Source organism: Ruegeria sp. D7 (assembly GCF_056534355.1).
This window is the reverse complement of record NZ_JBQFPG010000007.1, coordinates 46,049-62,545: the sequence shown is the minus strand read 5'-3', so window position 1 is coordinate 62,545 and position 16,497 is coordinate 46,049. Positions and strand designations below refer to the sequence as shown.

Genomic DNA, 16,497 nt, shown 5'->3' with positions numbered 1-16,497 from the left:
ATTTAGCCGTCGTTTATATCCGGGTCTGTCGCGTCAGGGGCGGGCGCGTCGGGGGTAGAGTCTGGCTCAGTGGTTTCAGCACCCGCAGCGGGGGTTTCGGGGGCAGTCTCTTTTTCGGTCGCCAGCGTGTCATTTTCCCAGACGCCGGTCTCAACCTCGCCGCCTGCGAAACGCATCGTGCCGTCACCATGGCGTTTGTTTTCCAGGAAATTGCCCTCATAGACATCCCCGGTCTCATAGGTGGCGGTTCCAAAGCCAGTGATCTTGCCGTCGGCCCAGTCGCCTGTGTAGCTGTATCCGCCCGGTCGGGTCAGTGTTCCCTTGCCGTGACGCTTGCCATTCAGAAAATCGCCTTCGTAAATGATCCCGTCCGGAAACGTAGCCTTGCCCTTCCCCTGTCGGACGCCGTCTACCCAATCGCCATCATAGCGATAGCCATTTGCAAAGGTCAGAATACCTTTGCCGTCGAAGCGGGCGTTTTTGAACCGGCCCGTATAAGCCGTTCCGTTGGGATAGGTTGCCGTGCCGGTGCCCTCAAAAATCCCGGCGATCCAGTTGCCGTCGTAAACTGATCCGTCGGGGTATGTCGTTTGCCCCTTGCCATGAGGCAGGTCATCCAGAAAGTCGCCGATATAAACCGAACCATCGGGATAGAGCATCTCGCCCAGGCCCTCAATCTGGCCCTTTTGCCAGGCACCTGTGTACGCAAACCCGTCGCTGCCCTTGTAGGTGCCCTGACCATGGCGCTGGTCGTCAGCATAGTCGCCTTCATAGGTCGCACCGTTGGCGTATATGGACTTGCCTTTGCCCTGTCGGCGATTTTCGACCATTTCGCCTTCGTAGACATCTCCGTTGGGTTGAACCAAACGGCCTGTTCCGGCCATCTGGTCGTTGGCCCAGGACCCAGCATAAGTCATGCCGTCGACCCAGACTTGACTACCCTGACCATGCCGTTGCCCGCCATTCAAGTCGCCCTCATAGGTACTTCCATCGGCGTAGGTGATCTTGGCGCTGCCGGTTTTCTGGCCGTTTACCCAGTCGCCCTCATAAACCGAGCCATCCGGGCCGGTCAGCACGCCGTGACCGTGATATCTGGCGTCCTTGAAGCCGCCCTCGTATCGCGAGCCGTTGGAATATGTCGCGATACCGGTACCGTTTATCGTGCCGTTGGCCCACTCGCCCTCATAGGACTGGCCATCAGAATAGACGATTTTGCCGCGCCCTTCTGGTTGGCCCTTGGTGAATGTCCCTTCATAGACAGAGCCATTGGCGTAGCGCGCGGTGCCTTGTCCTTGAATCTCGCCCTCGACCCATTGACCGGAATATTCAAAACCGTTCGGCAGGCGGTAAGTGCCGGTGCCATGGCGCAGCCCGTTTTCGAACGTGCCCTCGTAGACACCTCCGACATCATCATCAGCGATGACAATCTGACCGTCCTGTTGGGCGATCGCAAAAGACGCCAGCATTGTAAGCGTTGCAGCGGTAAGGGATGTGCGGATCGCTTTCATTTTTGTACCTGCCTGCGGTGTTTGTGTTGGCGCAAAACTAAGATACCGCCGAGGGCAGAGCAACGGCTTTTGGCGCATTTGCCTTTCACTCGCGGTGTGATCTGCTAAATCCCTGAAAGACATGAGGGCAAGAGGGCAAAAATGGCCGATCGTTTCCGCATCACTCTGGCGCAATTGAACCCAACGGTTGGGGATATCGACGGTAATGCCGCCAAGGCTGCTGCAGCCTGGCAGCAAGGGTGCGCGGCGCAGGCTGATCTTGTGGCGCTGCCCGAGATGTTCATAACCGGCTACAATACCCAGGATCTGGTGATGAAGCCCGCGTTTCATCGGGCCGCGATGAATGCGGTGCAGGCGTTGGCTGAAGACTGTGCCGACGGCCCGGCGTTGGCCATCGGCGGTCCTTGGGTTGAAGATGGGAAGCTTTATAACGCCTACCTGATCCTCAAAGGTGGGCGGATTGTCAGCAAAGTTCTTAAACATCATTTGCCCAATGAAACCGTCTTTGATGAAGTCCGTCTTTATGATGCGGGTCCTATGGGCGGCCCTTATGCCGTTGGAAATGTCCGTATCGGTAGCCCGATTTGCGAGGATGGCTGGCACGAGGATGTCGCCGAGACACTGGAAGAAACCGGGGCCGAGTTTCTGCTGATCCCCAACGGCTCGCCCTATTTTCGAAACAAATACGATATCCGGTTGAACCACATGGTGGCTCGCACGGTCGAAACGGGTCTGCCGGTAATCTACCTGAACATGGTCGGCGGGCAGGATGATCAGGTTTTCGACGGTGCTACGTTTGGATTGAACCCGGGTGGAGAGCTTGCGTTCCGCATGCCCGTCTTCGATGAGGCCGTCAGCCATATCGATCTGTCGCGCCAAGATGACGGATGGCGTATTGTGGCTGGTGAAGTCGTGCCGCAACCCGACGAATGGGAGCAGGACTATCGCGCGATGGTGCAATCTCTGCGCGATTACATGGGCAAGACGGGGTTTGGCAAAGCTGTGCTGGGGTTGTCGGGCGGCGTCGACTCGGCGCTGGTGGCCGCAATAGCCGTGGATGCGATCGGTGCGGAAAATGTACGCTGCGTAATGCTGCCTTCGGAATATACAAGCCAAAGTTCTTTGGATGATGCCGAAGCCGTCGCCATGGCGCTGGGCGTGCACTACGACTTTGTGCCGATCTCTGAGGGACGCGCAGCGGTAACCAACACTTTGGCTCCGCTTTTTGCAGGGCGGAATGAGGACCTGACCGAAGAAAATGTCCAGTCTCGCCTGCGCGGTCTTCTGCTAATGGCGATCTCGAACAAGTTTGGCGAGATGCTGCTGACCACCGGCAACAAGTCCGAGGTCGCAGTCGGCTACGCCACTATCTATGGTGACATGAACGGTGGCTATAACCCGATCAAGGATCTGTACAAAACCCGCGTGTTCGAGACCTGCCGCTGGCGCAACGCCAATCATCGCGATTGGATGATGGGTCTCGAGGGTGAGGTCATACGCCCTTCGGTGATCGACAAGCCGCCAAGTGCTGAATTGCGTGAAGACCAGAAAGACAGCGACAGCCTGCCGGACTACCCCGTTCTCGATGCGATTCTTGATATTTTGGTGGATCAGGATGGCTCAATCGCCGACTGCGTTGCAGCCGGATTTGACGAGGCCGAGGCCCGGCGGGTCGAACATCTGATTTACATTAGTGAATACAAGCGCTTCCAGTCCGCGCCTGGCACACGGTTGACGCCACGGGCCTTCTGGCTGGATCGTCGCTATCCGATTGTAAATCGCTGGCGGGATAGAACGTAAGCACCGCTCTGGTTGAAGAATTTACCATTGTTTCGAAAGTGCATGGTAATGCGGATTTCTGCGGCAGTTTGTTTATCCATTTCAGCCAGTTGTGCGGTGAAAAGACTATGTTTCGCTTGTACGCGCGTCCTTTTTTTGCCACATTTACGACAGGGGTCTGCCTCATATGGGGCGGATGTGACGCAATCCGGTAGGTTGTCCTGCCATTTTCAGAGCCGATGACCGGGATTGTGGAACTGGGAAAAGGCATCCGTGTTTGGGATGTCAGTAAAGGTATTGGTGGTCAAATGACGAATGGATACGATAAGCCGCTTCATTCTCCGTTGCAGTTGAAGCCTATGGAATCAGCGCCGCGCAAGTTGGATGAACAGGCGCTGGATGCTGCGATTGCAGACATTATGAGCCAGGAAGAGCCGACGCCCGACGCGGTGGCAGGCCCGGTTCCGTTGCGATCGGAATTTCCGGTGTTGCAGCCACAGGAATCGCTTGCATCAAAGTCCGATCCCAAGCTCAGCACGGTACTGCGCCAGAAATGGGCGCAACTTTCCGGGGCGGCGTAATCTGAACGCATCTGCGCGGTGTAATTCGCCGCGCATTGGCCAATTGGCCACAGGTTCCGGCAATTGCCCGGGACCAATCGTTTTCTACATTGCCAGTGAAATCGCCTTCAGGCTGGATGTCGCTCCGATGAACGAGCACCGAGCGGTTAATGCCAGGCCCCACACCGACACCCGTCGAATCTGATCTCACACTTCCCAAACACGTAGATGTTGTCGTCATAGGTGGTGGAATCATCGGGGCTTCGGCTGCCTTCGAGCTTGCTGAGCGAGGTGTTTCCGTTCTGTTGTGCGAGAAAGGCCGGATTGCGGGCGAGCAAAGCTCGCGCAATTGGGGCTGGGTGCGCCTTGGGACACGTGATCCGCGCGAGATCCCCCTGATGCAAGAGGCGCTTAGAATCTGGCAAGGGCTGGATGCGCGATTGGGACGCGCCACAGGCTATGTTCAATCAGGAATCGTGTTTGGCGCGTCTGGCGCACGAGACGATGAAAACCTGACGCGATGGCTGGACCATGTTGAAGGGCTGCAAACAGGTGCTCGCATGGTATCCGGCCCTAAACTGGACGGGTTGCTGTCGGATAACAGTATGAAACTGCGCTCAGCGCTTTACATGCCGCAGGACGGGCGCGCCGAGCCGCAATGGGCGGCCCCCGCAATCGCCGAGGCGGCGCGCGACCGTGGTGCCGCGATCATGACGCAATGCGCGGTGCGAAGTGTCGATGTTGCTGCGGGCCGGATCGCAGGTGTTTTCACCGAACGCGGCCGCGTAAGGTGTAGTCAAGTCGTACTTGCAGGCGGAGCCTGGTCTCGGCTGTTTGCGGGGAACGCTGGAATCGCTCTGCCACAGCTCAAAGTGCTCAATACGGTCATGCGGACTTCTCCGGTTGCAGCAGGGCCAGAGGTGTCGCTTTGGAGTGATGATTTTGCCATTCGAAAGCGCTCGGACGGGGGATACACTATAGCTTCGGGTCACGAGAATACAGTGGATATCGTTCCTGACAGTTTCCGACTCGGGTTGCAGTTTCTGCCCGCATTCCGGCAAGAGTGGCGGTCCTTAAGGTTTCGCTTTTCGAGACGCTGGATGGTCGAGGCGAATGAGGATCGAAGCTGGCTGCCGACCGATGTGACACCGTTTGAACATTGCCGAGTACTCGACCCGGAACCTTCCCAGAAAGTGTTGCGAAGGGCGTGGGCCAACGCCCGCAAGGCGTTGCCTGCGCTTGATAGTGCGGAGATCGTGCAAAGCTGGGCCGGCCTGATCGATGTGACCCCGGATGCGATCCCGGTCATCTCGAAAGTGGACGCGGTGCAGGGCCTGCATATTGCGACCGGTTTCTCCGGCCACGGTTTTGGCATCGGTCCTGCCGCAGGTCGATTAGTGGCGGACCTTGTTACGGAAAGCACGCCTTGCGTTGATCCGACCGCCTTTCGCCTGTCCCGTTTCACGGATGGGTCAAAAGTGCGGCCGGATGCTGGTATTTAGCTCCTAGCCCATCATTTGATAGCTGACCGGCACGAACCGGAACCCTTCGCCACGGGATTCGACATAACCAGCGGCTGGGAAAGGCATGTGATAGCCGATCATAGGCACTTTGTCCGCAGCCAGCATGCCCAGCACATTCCTGCGCGATTCCGTGGCAGCGGCTTTGTCCATGTCGAATCGCACTTCCCATTCAGGATGTGCAAAAGACCAGACATAGTGATTTGCAAGATCCGCCGTCAGGACCAGACGCTGACCGTTGCTTTCTAGGTGATAGACCATATGGCCCGGAGTATGCCCAAACGCTGCCATACCGGTGACGCCGGATGCGACTTCACCACCATCCCCGATAAAAGTCATCTTCTCTGCCATCGGGGTGACTTTGGCTGCAACCATATCACCCACTCGGTTGCCCGCGTCTTGCGCTGACCAAAAGTCGTATTCGGGTGCTGCTGTTACATAACGCGCATTGGCAAAAGTCGCGGCATCATTGGTTGTCATACCACCGATATGATCGGGATGCATGTGGGTAATGACCACCACATCGATCTGATCAGGCGTTACGCCGGCGTCGGCCAACGCGGCCTGAATTCCACCTTGGCCAAGCCCAGTATCAAACAGGATCATCTCGGACCCCGTATTAACCAGCGTTGGTGTGAAGAAGAACTGCGCAACATCTGGCGAGATGAAGTTGTCAGCCGATACACGGGCGAAATCTTCATCCGAGGCGCCGCCGCCGAAAATGTCCTGCGCACCATCACGAGGCAGGCTGCCATCCAACAATGTGGTGACGGTGAAATCGCCCAGTTGAAACGATTTTGCTATTGTAGAGTTGGCTTTGGTCTCGGTACCTGCGGCCAGAACAGGCGAAGTAGCTGCCGCAAGCGGCAGAGCCGCAACCGTTCCAAGCGCCGCCCGGCGAGTCAATCTGATGGTCATGGTCGTTCTCCCTGTCAGAGCATGTTTGACTGAATTAGGTCAGTCTGGGCCTGTGGCCATACTATGGCACTGTTATATGGGCTGCGTGGTTGAACATTACGTGTTAATTTTTGTTCATGCCGCGATCTGCGAATAAAACCGTACCCACCGGGCAAAACGTTGCTGATTTACTGGCGAGCATTCAGCCGACCCGCAAGGCGGAAGAGGCGCACGTGCTGGACAGGCTGTTTCGTGAAACCACAGGTTATGCGCCCGTAATGTGGGGCCCGTCGATCATTGGCTATGGTCGATATCATTATCGCTATGCGTCAGGGCGTGAGGGCGACTTTCTCGCAACTGGGTTCTCTCCGCGTAAGGCGGCGCATTCTATCTACATCATGCCGGGTTATGCTGATTTCGAAAATATCCTGTCTCGACTGGGCAAACACAAGCTGGGGAAATCCTGCCTCTACGTGAATAAGCTACCGGATATCGATCTCGACGTGCTTGGTGAACTCATCAAAGCCGGGCTCGAACGCCTAGATGGCATTTGGCCGGTTGAACCAACCTGAAAGCCTCTTCTGGACAAAAACGCGCCCATGTGAGATGAGCCGCGCCAACAGGAGACTTCCATGACCACGACCCGTTTTGCCCCGTCGCCCACCGGTTACATCCATGTGGGCAACCTGCGCACCGCCCTGATGAACTATTTGATCGCCCGCAAGGCTGGCGGTACGTTCATTCTGCGCATTGATGACACCGATCCCGAGCGGTCGAAGGAAGAATATGTCGACGCGATCAAGCAGGATCTGGAGTGGTTGGGCCTGCATTGGGACCGGGTCGAGCGACAGTCGGAGCGTCTGGACCGCTACGCCGAGGCCGCCGACAAGCTGCGGGAGATGGGCCGGTTCTACGAGGCGTTCGAGACGCCCACCGAGCTCGACCTTAAGCGCAAGAAGCAACTGAACATGGGCAAGCCGCCGGTCTATGACCGTGCCGCGCTGAACCTCAGCGATGCCGAGAAAGAAGCCCTGCGCGCTGAGCGTGGCAATGGCGTCTGGCGGTTCAAACTGAACCACGAGCGTATCGAATGGAACGATGGCATTTTGGGCGACATCTCGATCGATGCAGCTTCAGTATCCGACCCGGTGCTGATTCGGGGCGATGGACAGGTTCTCTATACGATTGCTTCTGTGGTCGATGACACCGAAATGGGCGTAACCGATGTCGTGCGCGGCTCGGACCATGTCACCAACACCGCAACGCAGATTCAGATCATCGAGGCCTTGGGCGGGACCTGTCCGCGTTTTGCGCACCACTCGTTGCTGACTGGCCCGCAGGGAGAGGCGTTGTCGAAACGCTTGGGCACTCTGGCCCTGCGCGATCTGCGAGAGCAGGGCGTGCAGCCAATGGCCTTACTGAGCCTGATGGCGCGTCTGGGGTCGTCAGATCCGGTTGAGTTGCGCTCGGATATGTCAGAGTTGATCGACGGCTTTGATGTTACACGCTTCGGTGCGGCCCCAACCAAGTTCGACGTGCAGGACCTGTTCCCGCTGACTGCGAAGCATCTACAATCGCTGCCGCTGGCCGATGTGACCGATGCCGTTGCTGAAGCAGGCGTTCCCGCTGAACTGGCCGAGCCTTTCTGGACCATGGCGCGCGAAAATATCACCACGCTGAGCGATCTCGAGGGATGGTGGGAATTGTGCCGTGATGGGGCCGAACCCATGATCGCTGACGAGGATCGTGAGTTCATCGCTCAGGCTGTCTCGTTGCTGCCCGAAGGCCCTTTCGATGGGGAAACTTGGGGCACATGGACCAAGGCAGTTAAAGAAGCAACTGGTCGCAAGGGCAAAGGCCTGTTCATGCCACTGCGCAAAGCGCTGACGGGGATGGAGCGCGGGCCCGAAATGGCGACCTTGCTGCCGCTATTGCAGGTGATCCGCGCTCGCGGCTGACTTCAGGGTCAGTGCTTAGAATACGAAGGAGGCAGGTAAATCACCTGCCTTTCTTTGTTCTCCGGGTCGCAAAACTTGCGCCGAAACGCGTTGCAGGCGGTTATCCACGAATTCGGTCTCGGCCTGCTCCAATTGTTGGTGACGAGGATAACGGGGCTCGGCGCGGTCGTTCAAAATCGGAGCATCCCAACCATCGGTTGTTGCAAAGAAGCGATCGGCGCCCTCTGGTCCAAAAGCCCGCAGATACCCTTGCACGACAACATCAATATAGCTGAGCAATAGGGGATGGTGATTGCTGGGCGCGGTGTGTCGATCATGCGGGACTGCGTAGACAGCGATTTCCACCTCTTGCGTCAGAGTGTGCGTGATCGACCGTGTGGCTGGAACGCGGTCATAGGCCCATTCTCTTTCATCCAACGCGGCCCAGTCGTTTTTAGGAACATGGGCGATCATACCATCGATCTCGGAATCAGCATCCGGCACAGCGGTCAAAAACGCCACCGGGCGCAGATCCGTGTGCCGCCATGCGCGTCGCCAACCTTTCAGTCGCGCTGGGCGCGGGTCGGGGAAATCATGCGTCGACAGGTTCACGAGGCTGCCATAGCCGAAGAAATAAGGGTCTGCCATGCGGGTCGCGTCCTTCTTTGACGATTGATGTATGTCAAACAGTCTTTTTACGAGACATGCAATAAAGCTTCACCTTGAGATTCGGGAGGCCCTAATGCGGATTACCAAACGGACGAATATCGCGGTGCGTGTTTTGATGTATTGCGCCGCACATCAGGAACGGCTGGTCACGAAGGCCGAGATCGCCGATGTCTGTAATATTTCAGAAAACCATCTGGCACAGGTGATCAACCAACTGAGCCAGCTAGACTATCTCAGCACACAACGCGGCCGCAATGGCGGCATGACGCTGGCACGCCCGGCGGATCAGATCCGGGTCGGGTCCGTGTTTCGCCATGTCGAAGGCGGGTTGCCGATTGCCGAGTGTTTTGCGGATGCTGACAACACCTGCCCACTGACCGATGCCTGCCGCCTCCGGTTGGCGCTGCAAGATGCGGCTGAGGTGTTTTATGCGTCGCTGGACGAAATCACGCTCGATGCGTTGGTTTGCGACAATGACCAATTGCTGAAAATATTGCAGCCTGTCGCTTGTATGCGCTGAACTCAGTCGCTGGCGCGCAGTATACGCGCAGGGCGTACTGAAAGCGGGCGCAGGGCAAAGACCATCCCCGCGCCTAAGGTAACGCCAACACCGGCGATGACGATCCCAAGCGCGGATGGCCAGATGACCGCGAACTCTGTGTCGAATATATAAGTAGCCACGGCCCAACCGCCCAGAATTCCGGTCAGCAAAGCAACGCAACCTGCGGCTGCTCCCAAAAGGATTGCCCGCAGGGCAAAGCTGCGCAATATGCGCCCACGGTTGGCACCCAGAGTCTTGAGGATCGCTGCCTCGTACCTACGCGCCGGTTCGCCCGCTGCCGCCGCACCGATCAACACTAAAAACCCGGTCAACAGAGAAACCCCTGCGCCATATGACGTGGCTGCCGCAAGCCCTGCCAGCAGGCCTGATATCCGGTCGATGGCGTCTCTGACCCGGACTGCCGTGATGTTGGGGAATTGACCGGCCAAATCACGCAGAATGGCGGCCTCGGCCTGTTCTTCGGCGTAGACGGTAGCGATGAAGCTATGCGGGGCACCAGCCAAGGCAGAGGGGTTCATCGACATGACAAAACCCATTCCTGCAGTGGAGAAATCAACTTCGCGCAGCGATGTGAGTTCAGCTGTGATATCGCGGCCCAGGATATTAACGGTCAGCTCATCGCCCAGTTTCAGGCCCATCTCGTCGGCCTCTTCTGCGGCAAAACTGACTCGCGGTGGGCCGCTGTAGTCCTCTGGCCACCAAACCCCGTCAGTCACGCGGGCATTCCGTGGGGGGCGGGCAGAGTAGGTTACGCCCCGGTCGCCGTCCAGAACCCAGTGATCGCCTGCAATCTCGCGCGCGGGTCGCCCATTGATTTTGGTAATGATCCCACGCAGCATCGGAGCGCTTTCTACCCGACTGACGGCAGGGTCAGTGTCGAGACGTTCGCTGAACCCGGGCATCTGATCCGTCTGGATATCGACGAAGAAATACGAGGGTGCGACCTCAGGCAAGTTGCCCGAAATCGCATTGCGTAGCGTGCCGTCGATCTGCCCCACCGCCGCAAGGACCGAAAGGCCGAGCCCAAGGGACAGGACCACCGACGCTGCGCCTTCGCGTGGGTCAGAGATGGCGGACAACGCCCACCGCAGGGCTGGACGCCCTCTGGCCCAAGGAGCGCCCGCGCGGGCCAATTTGCGAATGGCAAAGGCAGAAAGGGTCAGCAAAGTGAGTGCCCCCGCCAGACCTGCGCTTGTCCAGAGAGTCAACCGGGTTGAACCGCTGAACCAAGCGGCGGCTCCGATCAGTACGGCCAGGCCAATTGCAGTCGCAATTACATAAATCAAGCGCGGGAAGCTGCTTGCCGAAGTCAGCGCATCCCGGAACAATGTTGCCGCACGCACCTCCTCGGTTCTGGCCAGAGGCCAAAGCGTAAACAGGAACGCGGTTAGCACACCATAAAGTGCGGCCTCGAACAGGGGCTGCGGATATAGCGAGAATACAGCAGGGATCGGCAGTTGGGTTTCGATAACCGGTGCCAGCAGCATTGGAAGCGCCGCGCCCAGGGTCAAACCCATGACGATACCAACGCCTGAAAGAACGGCGATCTGGATCATGTATGTCTGAAAGATTGTGGCCCGATCAGCGCCCAAAGTCCGCAATGTCGCAATGGTTTCCGTTTTCTGGGACAGATAGGCGCGCACGGCAGCCGATACGCCGATCCCCCCAACCGCCAATCCGGATAGACCAACCAGCACCAGAAACGCGCTGAGGCGCCCTACAAACTCGGATATCCCCGGCGCACCATTGCGGGCATCAGTCCAGCGCATGCCGGTTCCCTCGAAGGCCTGCCTGGCCTGCTGCGACAGCGCCTCCAACTCGGCGGTTTGCGGCAAGTTCATCCTGTATTTGGTGGAAAACAAAGTACCCGGAGCCAGCAGGCCCGATGATTGCAAATCCTCGGTTCGAACCAACGTGCGCGGTCCCAGCGAGAACCCATCTGCCGCACCATCCGGTTCGTGTTCCAGCGAGGCCATCAAAACGAACCTCTGCGTGCCGAGATCAAATTGGTCCCCAATCGCAAGGTTCAGGCGGTCAATCAGGGACGGAGCCATCACGGCGCCGGGCAGCCCATCGGCGCCCGCCAAGGCCTCGGGCAAAGAAACTGCGGGTTCCAGAGCCACCGATCCCAGCAGCGGATAGGCCCCGTCCACGGCCTTCACCTGAGTTAACGCCCGTTGCGCGCCTGCGCCATCACCCGTGACGGCCATGGACCTGAAATCGACGACCTCTGACACTGCTTGCGCGGTGTCCGCCATCCAGTCACGTTCCTCATCGTTTGCAAAGCGATAGGTGAACTCCAGCTGGGCATCGCCGCCTAAGAGCGACGCGCCCTCTTGTTGCAATCCGGTCTGAATGGCTTGGCGCACCATGCCAACCGCAGCAATTGCTGCAACACCCAAAGCCAGGCAGGCCAGAAACACTCGAAACCCGCGCAACCCACCGCGCAGTTCGCGCCGGGCCAGGCGACCGGCCAGACGCAGGCTCATTCGGCGGCCTCACGCTGGGATTCCTCGGCGATACGCCCATCGCGCAAGCGCACAACGCGGTCGCATTTCTGAGCCAGTGTATGGCTGTGCGTGACCAGAACCAGAGTTGCCCCGTGACGGTCCCGCAGTCCGAATAACAGATCAATGATTGCTGAACCGTTGGTTTCATCCAGATTTCCCGTTGGTTCATCCGCCAGTAATATATGCGGGCGCGGGGCCGAAGCGCGGGCCAGCGCCACACGCTGTTGCTCGCCGCCTGACAACTGCGCCGGGTAGTGATCGATACGATGTGAAAGGCCCACGGCCTCCAACTCGGCCGCGGCGCGCTGGAAAGCATCTTTGTGTCCCGCGAGTTCTAACGGGGTCGCCACGTTCTCAAGCGCGGTCATCGTCGGAATCAAGTGGAAATTCTGAAACACTACGCCCATGGCATCTCTTCTGAACCGTGCCAGCGCATCCTCGCTCATTTTCGTCAAATCTTGGCCCAATGCGGTAACGCGTCCACCAGTTGCCTGTTCTAAGCCGCCCATCAGCATCAGTAGCGAAGACTTTCCGGAACCAGAGGGACCGATAAGCCCCAGAGTTTCACCCTTGCTCACAGTCAAAGTGATGTCGTGCAGGATATCCACTCTTCCGGCATTGCCATCCAGCGATAATGCGGCATCTTGGAGGGTGAGAACGGGTGTCGTCATCGATCAGGCCATCAAGAGGGGTACAGTCCATTGGGATATGGCGCGATACAGAAGCTGCGCAAGGGTTTGATGTCAGGCGTGTTCATCTGTTGCGGATTTGCCGCGACGGCTGAGCCGGTGGTGATTGCGGCGCTCGGAGATTCCCTGACACAAGGATATGGACTTCCGCAACAAGACGGGTTTGTGCCCCAACTGCAACGCTGGTTGCAGGAGGAAGGGGCGGATATTCAGCTTATCAACGCCGGTGTTTCCGGGGATACGACCGCAGGAGGAGCCTCCCGCGTTGATTGGACTCTGACGCCAGAGGTCGATGGCATGATTGTAGCCCTCGGCGGCAATGATCTGTTACGCGGTATCGATCCGGATGTGTCGCGCGCCAATCTTGAGGCAATCCTGAACACCGCTGAAGCTGCGAATGTCGAAGTTCTGCTGATCGGCATGCAAGCCCCCGGGAACTATGGGACGGATTACAAGCAAAGCTTCGATGCCATGTATCCGGAACTGGCGCAGCAGTATGGCGCGATCTATGCGGAAAGCTTCTTTGACGGGCTCACGACCGAGGGCGATCCTGCAGTCGCGCGCCAGTTCATGCAATCTGATGGCATCCATCCAAATGCCCAAGGCGTTGCGCTGATCGTTGACGCGCTAGGACCTATTGTACTGGCTTTAGCGGAGCGCGCTGCCGATTAGGAGGGTCCTATGCCAGGCCGGTTTTTTCTCACACGACCAATTGGCGAGATTGCTAAGTTCCTGAACGTGAAAGATAACGTAGGGCCTCAACCCCCGCGCAAGAACATTCAACCGGGTCAGGAGGTGACGGTATTGACCGGTGAAGGCTTGAAGATGATGCGTTGGGGGATGATCCCGGTCGGCAGGGTCAATGCGCGCGGACGTCCGGTGATGGAGACCATTATCAACGCTCGCTCTGAAACGGTTTTTGACAAAAGCGCATTCGAAGGTGTTGGGCGCGCAGTTATACCAGTTGATGGCTGGTACGAGTGGACCGGAGAGAAACGGCGCAAAACTGCATGGCGTATCGCAGCGAAGGATGGCATACCGCTGTTATTTGCTGCAATTACGGATAGTTGGGAGGCCCCTGGTGGGCAGCGTGTGGATCAGGTCGCCGCAGTCACCTGCGAGCCAAATGCCGATGTAAAGCCGATCCACCACCGTATGGGTGTGTTGCTGGGGTCGCAGGATGTGGATTGCTGGTTACATGGATCCGAAGAAGAGGCGCAGAAGCTGATGCGCCCATGGCCAGAAGGTCGCCTGAGGATTGAACAAGCCGACGATGTGGATTGGTCGGCGGCTTAGACCACAGTCACCACGGTTCCAATCGGCACCCGGTTGTACAGATCGATTACATGCTGATTCAGCATCCGTATGCAGCCGTTCGAGGCCGCGCGACCGATGGTTTGCGGTTGTGTGGTGCCATGGATGCGGAAATAGGTGTCGACTCCGTTTTGGAACAGATACAAAGCGCGCGCGCCCAGTGGATTATCGCTCCCTCCGGGTTGGACATAGTCGTTGTCCTTGAACCGACCATAGGCCACCGGGTCGCGTTCGATCATCTCATCGGTCGGTCGCCAGGTGGGCCATTCCTTCTTGACGTCGATAGTTGCGGTTCCTGTGAACTCCAGTCCGGCCTTGCCGACGCCGCAGCCATAACGGATCGCTTTGCGGGGTTCGGTTATATAGTAAAGGTAGAAGGAACGGGGAACGACCAGCAGCTGACCGGGTAGGAATTGCTTTTTGACCCGCACGAATTGTGGCGTGGGATCATATTCGACCGCTTTCTTGGCGCTGACAACGCCCGGAAGCAGGCTGACGGCAGTACCGGCCAGAAATACGCGGCGTGTGAACATGGTGACATCCCTCAAATGACCAAAGAAATCATAACGCTAGTTTTGAAATGATAGCGGATTTGGTCAATCACCGGGGAGGAATAACCCGATTGTGATGTATTCCCTATGCCACACAATCAACAAGGGCATAGCGGAGTGGGCGGGAAAAATCCCGCCCTTTGAACGGCTTAGGCCAGTTCGATATTGTCGGCGCTTTCGCGGCCGTCACGACCAGCGCGCAGCTCGTACGTGACTTTCTGGTTGTCGGCCAGACCGGTGAGGCCCGAACGCTCGACTGCCGAGATGTGTACGAAGATGTCTTTGCCGCCATCTTCGGGTGCGATAAAGCCATAGCCTTTGGTGGTGTTGAACCATTTTACGGTGCCTGCGGGCATATCCGTTGTCTCCTGTTTAGTGCTGCCCACGTGGATGCGGCAGCCCGGCGTCGTTGTCTGTATCGATAGACTGAGCGCCGTAGAAGGAGACTGCAGGTCGAAATAGAAAAACGTAAGCCTCATGGATATGGCATCGGTCAGGCGGTGTGGCAAGGGCGGATTGTACGGTTTGTACAGGGGTTTGAGGGGCAATCGTCCGACTTGTACAAGAATCCGCCGATGGTTTTGGTTATTGGTTTGCGTGCCAATGATAAGGCCCGGTTATTTGTCTGGCGCGTCGGAGTGGCATTCAGAATCCGTTAACCCTGGTCATGATCAAGTTGCAGCATGAGCGATTATCGACGCGTCCGCATTCCCGGAGCCAAGTATTTTTTCACCGTGTCTTTGGCCGACCGGTCGTCGGATTTGTTAGTGCGAGAGGTGGCGCATTTGCGGGCCGCCTTTGCAGTGACCCAGAGGGAGCGGCCGTTCTGGTGCGATGCGTTTGTTGTGTTGCCGGATCATTTGCACGCGGTGTGGACCTTGCCGCCAGGGGATGCGGATTATTCGACGCGGTGGCGGTTAATCAAAAGCCGATTTGTGCGTGCCGTCGGAGAATTCGGTCCGCGAAGCGAGTCCAAGGTTGTCAAACAGGAACGCGGGATTTGGCAACGCCGATTTTGGGAGCACACCATTCGGGACGAACGAGATTACCGCAATCATGTGGTTTATTGTTGGGGCAATCCGGTCAAACATGGGTTGGTGGAGCATCCAACCGATTGGCCGTATTCGTCGATTTATCGTGATATCTGCGCAGGCCGGGTTGATCCGGAATGGAGTGGCGTTGTCACCGAAGGAGCGTTTGGGGAAGCGTAGGATGGGTGATTTCACCCATCAATTTATGTGGTGGGATATTGGAGAATTGAGGAGTGATGGGTGCGAGCACCCATCCTACGCTTGCTGAAGCCCGGCATCCACCATGAACCTTGGATTAACTGGTTTGATTCCATTCAATAGTAAATAAATTTGAAGTCGCGGCTGTTGCGCGGCTTGCCGGGCTGAAGCCCGGCCTACTTGCTATTTTTCTAGAAGTTCCGCACATGTGTCACCGATTTTGCGATGGTTTGCATCTAGATTTCCTCGGCGATATAAAACCTCGACCAAGCCAGCTGCGAAGCAGGAAACAAATGCACCCTTTTGAGCCTGCTCTATCGAAAATCCGTCCTCAACCAACTTGTCGTGCAATCTGGAAACAGACACAATGTAAACGTCAGAGTCCAACGTTTCGCCGAAAACCCTGCTCGATAACTGATAGAAATGCGTATCAACAATTGACAAGACAGTTTGGAATGAACTGTACAGTTTTGCCGGAACAAAATCGATGTCTTCGCGGTTTTCGATGAAAGCAACAATCACATCAGACATTTCTGGATCTACCCATTTGTCTGAGAAATCAAACTTTTCCTGCTCACCGTCGTGCTTCTGCAAGAAATAGGTGAAATCCGCTGGCGCGGCAAAGGTGGTGACCCTCTTTGGCGCTTCAGCCAATGCGCCACTTGCGCCGCAAACTAGGAAAGCAGAAATCTGTGCGCAGCGCGTCGCAAACCTAATCATTAAGAAAGCATCCCCAATTCTGCTTTTTCAGCAATACAGCTGCCACCCAGCC

General features: G+C 57.2%; 17 protein-coding genes. 9 read left to right on the top strand and 8 right to left on the bottom strand.

From position 1 onward, the window contains the following. Positions 1–2: 2 nt before the first annotated feature. Entirely contained in the window at positions 3–1,508 is a 1,506-nt protein-coding gene (locus tag ACRZ9U_RS11655; protein WP_170408291.1) for a 2-isopropylmalate synthase, read from the bottom strand. A 141-nt stretch (positions 1,509–1,649) separates the two neighbouring features. On the opposite strand from ACRZ9U_RS11655, the gene ACRZ9U_RS11650 reads away from it, so the two are divergent. The 3 genes from ACRZ9U_RS11650 (at position 1,650) to ACRZ9U_RS11640 (ending at position 5,349) form a co-directional block, all read left to right on the top strand. Beyond that, positions 1,650–3,308 (top strand): NAD+ synthase, encoded by a 1,659-nt coding sequence (locus tag ACRZ9U_RS11650; RefSeq protein WP_170408290.1) that lies wholly within the window; start codon positions 1,650–1,652, stop codon positions 3,306–3,308. A gap of 218 nt (positions 3,309–3,526) precedes the next feature. Next, positions 3,527–3,868, top strand: coding sequence for a hypothetical protein (locus ACRZ9U_RS11645; protein WP_170408289.1), 342 nt, complete (start codon positions 3,527–3,529; stop codon positions 3,866–3,868). Positions 3,869–4,017: 149 nt separating this feature from the next. Continuing rightward, positions 4,018–5,349 (top strand): NAD(P)/FAD-dependent oxidoreductase, encoded by a 1,332-nt coding sequence (locus tag ACRZ9U_RS11640; RefSeq protein ID WP_170408288.1) that lies wholly within the window; start codon positions 4,018–4,020, stop codon positions 5,347–5,349. 3 nt (positions 5,350–5,352) lie between these two features. Here ACRZ9U_RS11640 and ACRZ9U_RS11635 read toward each other — a convergent pair whose 3' ends face one another. Beyond that, positions 5,353–6,285, bottom strand: a complete 933-nt coding sequence (locus tag ACRZ9U_RS11635; protein ID WP_170408287.1) for an MBL fold metallo-hydrolase — start codon at positions 6,283–6,285, stop codon at positions 5,353–5,355. A 116-nt stretch (positions 6,286–6,401) separates the two neighbouring features. Between ACRZ9U_RS11635 and ACRZ9U_RS11630 the strand changes: the two genes are divergently transcribed. Further along, positions 6,402–6,836 carry a DUF1801 domain-containing protein gene (locus tag ACRZ9U_RS11630; protein WP_170408286.1) on the top strand — a complete coding sequence of 145 codons (435 nt, stop codon included), beginning with the start codon at positions 6,402–6,404 and terminating at the stop codon, positions 6,834–6,836. Positions 6,837–6,896: 60 nt separating this feature from the next. Then, the gene (gene gltX, locus ACRZ9U_RS11625; protein ID WP_170408285.1) at positions 6,897–8,222 is read left to right on the top strand and encodes a glutamate--tRNA ligase; all 1,326 of its coding nucleotides are present in this window, start codon (positions 6,897–6,899) and stop codon (positions 8,220–8,222) included. A gap of 15 nt (positions 8,223–8,237) precedes the next feature. Here the strand turns inward: gltX and ACRZ9U_RS11620 are convergent, their stop codons facing one another. Further along, complete coding sequence (locus ACRZ9U_RS11620; RefSeq protein WP_170408284.1) at positions 8,238–8,849, bottom strand: gamma-glutamylcyclotransferase family protein; 612 nt, start codon at positions 8,847–8,849, stop codon at positions 8,238–8,240. 94 nt (positions 8,850–8,943) lie between these two features. On the opposite strand from ACRZ9U_RS11620, the gene ACRZ9U_RS11615 reads away from it, so the two are divergent. Beyond that, positions 8,944–9,390, top strand: a complete 447-nt coding sequence (locus tag ACRZ9U_RS11615; protein WP_170395922.1) for an RrF2 family transcriptional regulator — start codon at positions 8,944–8,946, stop codon at positions 9,388–9,390. Between the two features lie 2 nt (positions 9,391–9,392). Here the strand turns inward: ACRZ9U_RS11615 and ACRZ9U_RS11610 are convergent, their stop codons facing one another. After that, complete coding sequence (locus tag ACRZ9U_RS11610; RefSeq protein ID WP_480901882.1) at positions 9,393–11,921, bottom strand: ABC transporter permease; 2,529 nt, start codon at positions 11,919–11,921, stop codon at positions 9,393–9,395. Beyond that, positions 11,918–12,613, bottom strand: a complete 696-nt coding sequence (locus ACRZ9U_RS11605; RefSeq protein WP_170395925.1) for an ATP-binding cassette domain-containing protein — start codon at positions 12,611–12,613, stop codon at positions 11,918–11,920. The genes ACRZ9U_RS11610 and ACRZ9U_RS11605 overlap by 4 nt, the downstream gene beginning before the upstream one ends. Before the next feature lie 69 nt (positions 12,614–12,682). Here ACRZ9U_RS11605 and ACRZ9U_RS11600 point away from each other — a divergent pair, with 69 nt between their 5' ends. Both ACRZ9U_RS11600 and ACRZ9U_RS11595 read left to right on the top strand, forming a co-directional pair. Continuing rightward, entirely contained in the window at positions 12,683–13,303 is a 621-nt protein-coding gene (locus ACRZ9U_RS11600; protein WP_170408460.1) for an arylesterase, read from the top strand. Between the two features lie 9 nt (positions 13,304–13,312). Beyond that, positions 13,313–13,927, top strand: coding sequence for an SOS response-associated peptidase (locus tag ACRZ9U_RS11595; RefSeq protein WP_170408282.1), 615 nt, complete (start codon positions 13,313–13,315; stop codon positions 13,925–13,927). Here ACRZ9U_RS11595 and ACRZ9U_RS11590 read toward each other — a convergent pair. Further along, positions 13,924–14,478, bottom strand: coding sequence for a L,D-transpeptidase (locus tag ACRZ9U_RS11590; RefSeq protein ID WP_170408281.1), 555 nt, complete (start codon positions 14,476–14,478; stop codon positions 13,924–13,926). The two genes, ACRZ9U_RS11595 and ACRZ9U_RS11590, sit on opposite strands and share 4 nt — an antisense overlap. Positions 14,479–14,645: 167 nt before the next feature. Beyond that, the gene (locus ACRZ9U_RS11585) at positions 14,646–14,852 is read right to left on the bottom strand and encodes a cold-shock protein (protein WP_010442474.1); all 207 of its coding nucleotides are present in this window, start codon (positions 14,850–14,852) and stop codon (positions 14,646–14,648) included. A gap of 327 nt (positions 14,853–15,179) precedes the next feature. On the opposite strand from ACRZ9U_RS11585, the gene ACRZ9U_RS11580 reads away from it, so the two are divergent. Next, positions 15,180–15,707: an REP-associated tyrosine transposase gene (locus ACRZ9U_RS11580; RefSeq protein ID WP_170408280.1), complete on the top strand. Its 528-nt coding sequence runs from the start codon at positions 15,180–15,182 to the stop codon at positions 15,705–15,707. Positions 15,708–15,908: 201 nt separating this feature from the next. Here ACRZ9U_RS11580 and ACRZ9U_RS11575 read toward each other — a convergent pair whose 3' ends face one another. Next, positions 15,909–16,445, bottom strand: a complete 537-nt coding sequence (locus ACRZ9U_RS11575; protein ID WP_480901877.1) for a hypothetical protein — start codon at positions 16,443–16,445, stop codon at positions 15,909–15,911. Between the last annotated feature and the right edge of the window lie 52 nt (positions 16,446–16,497).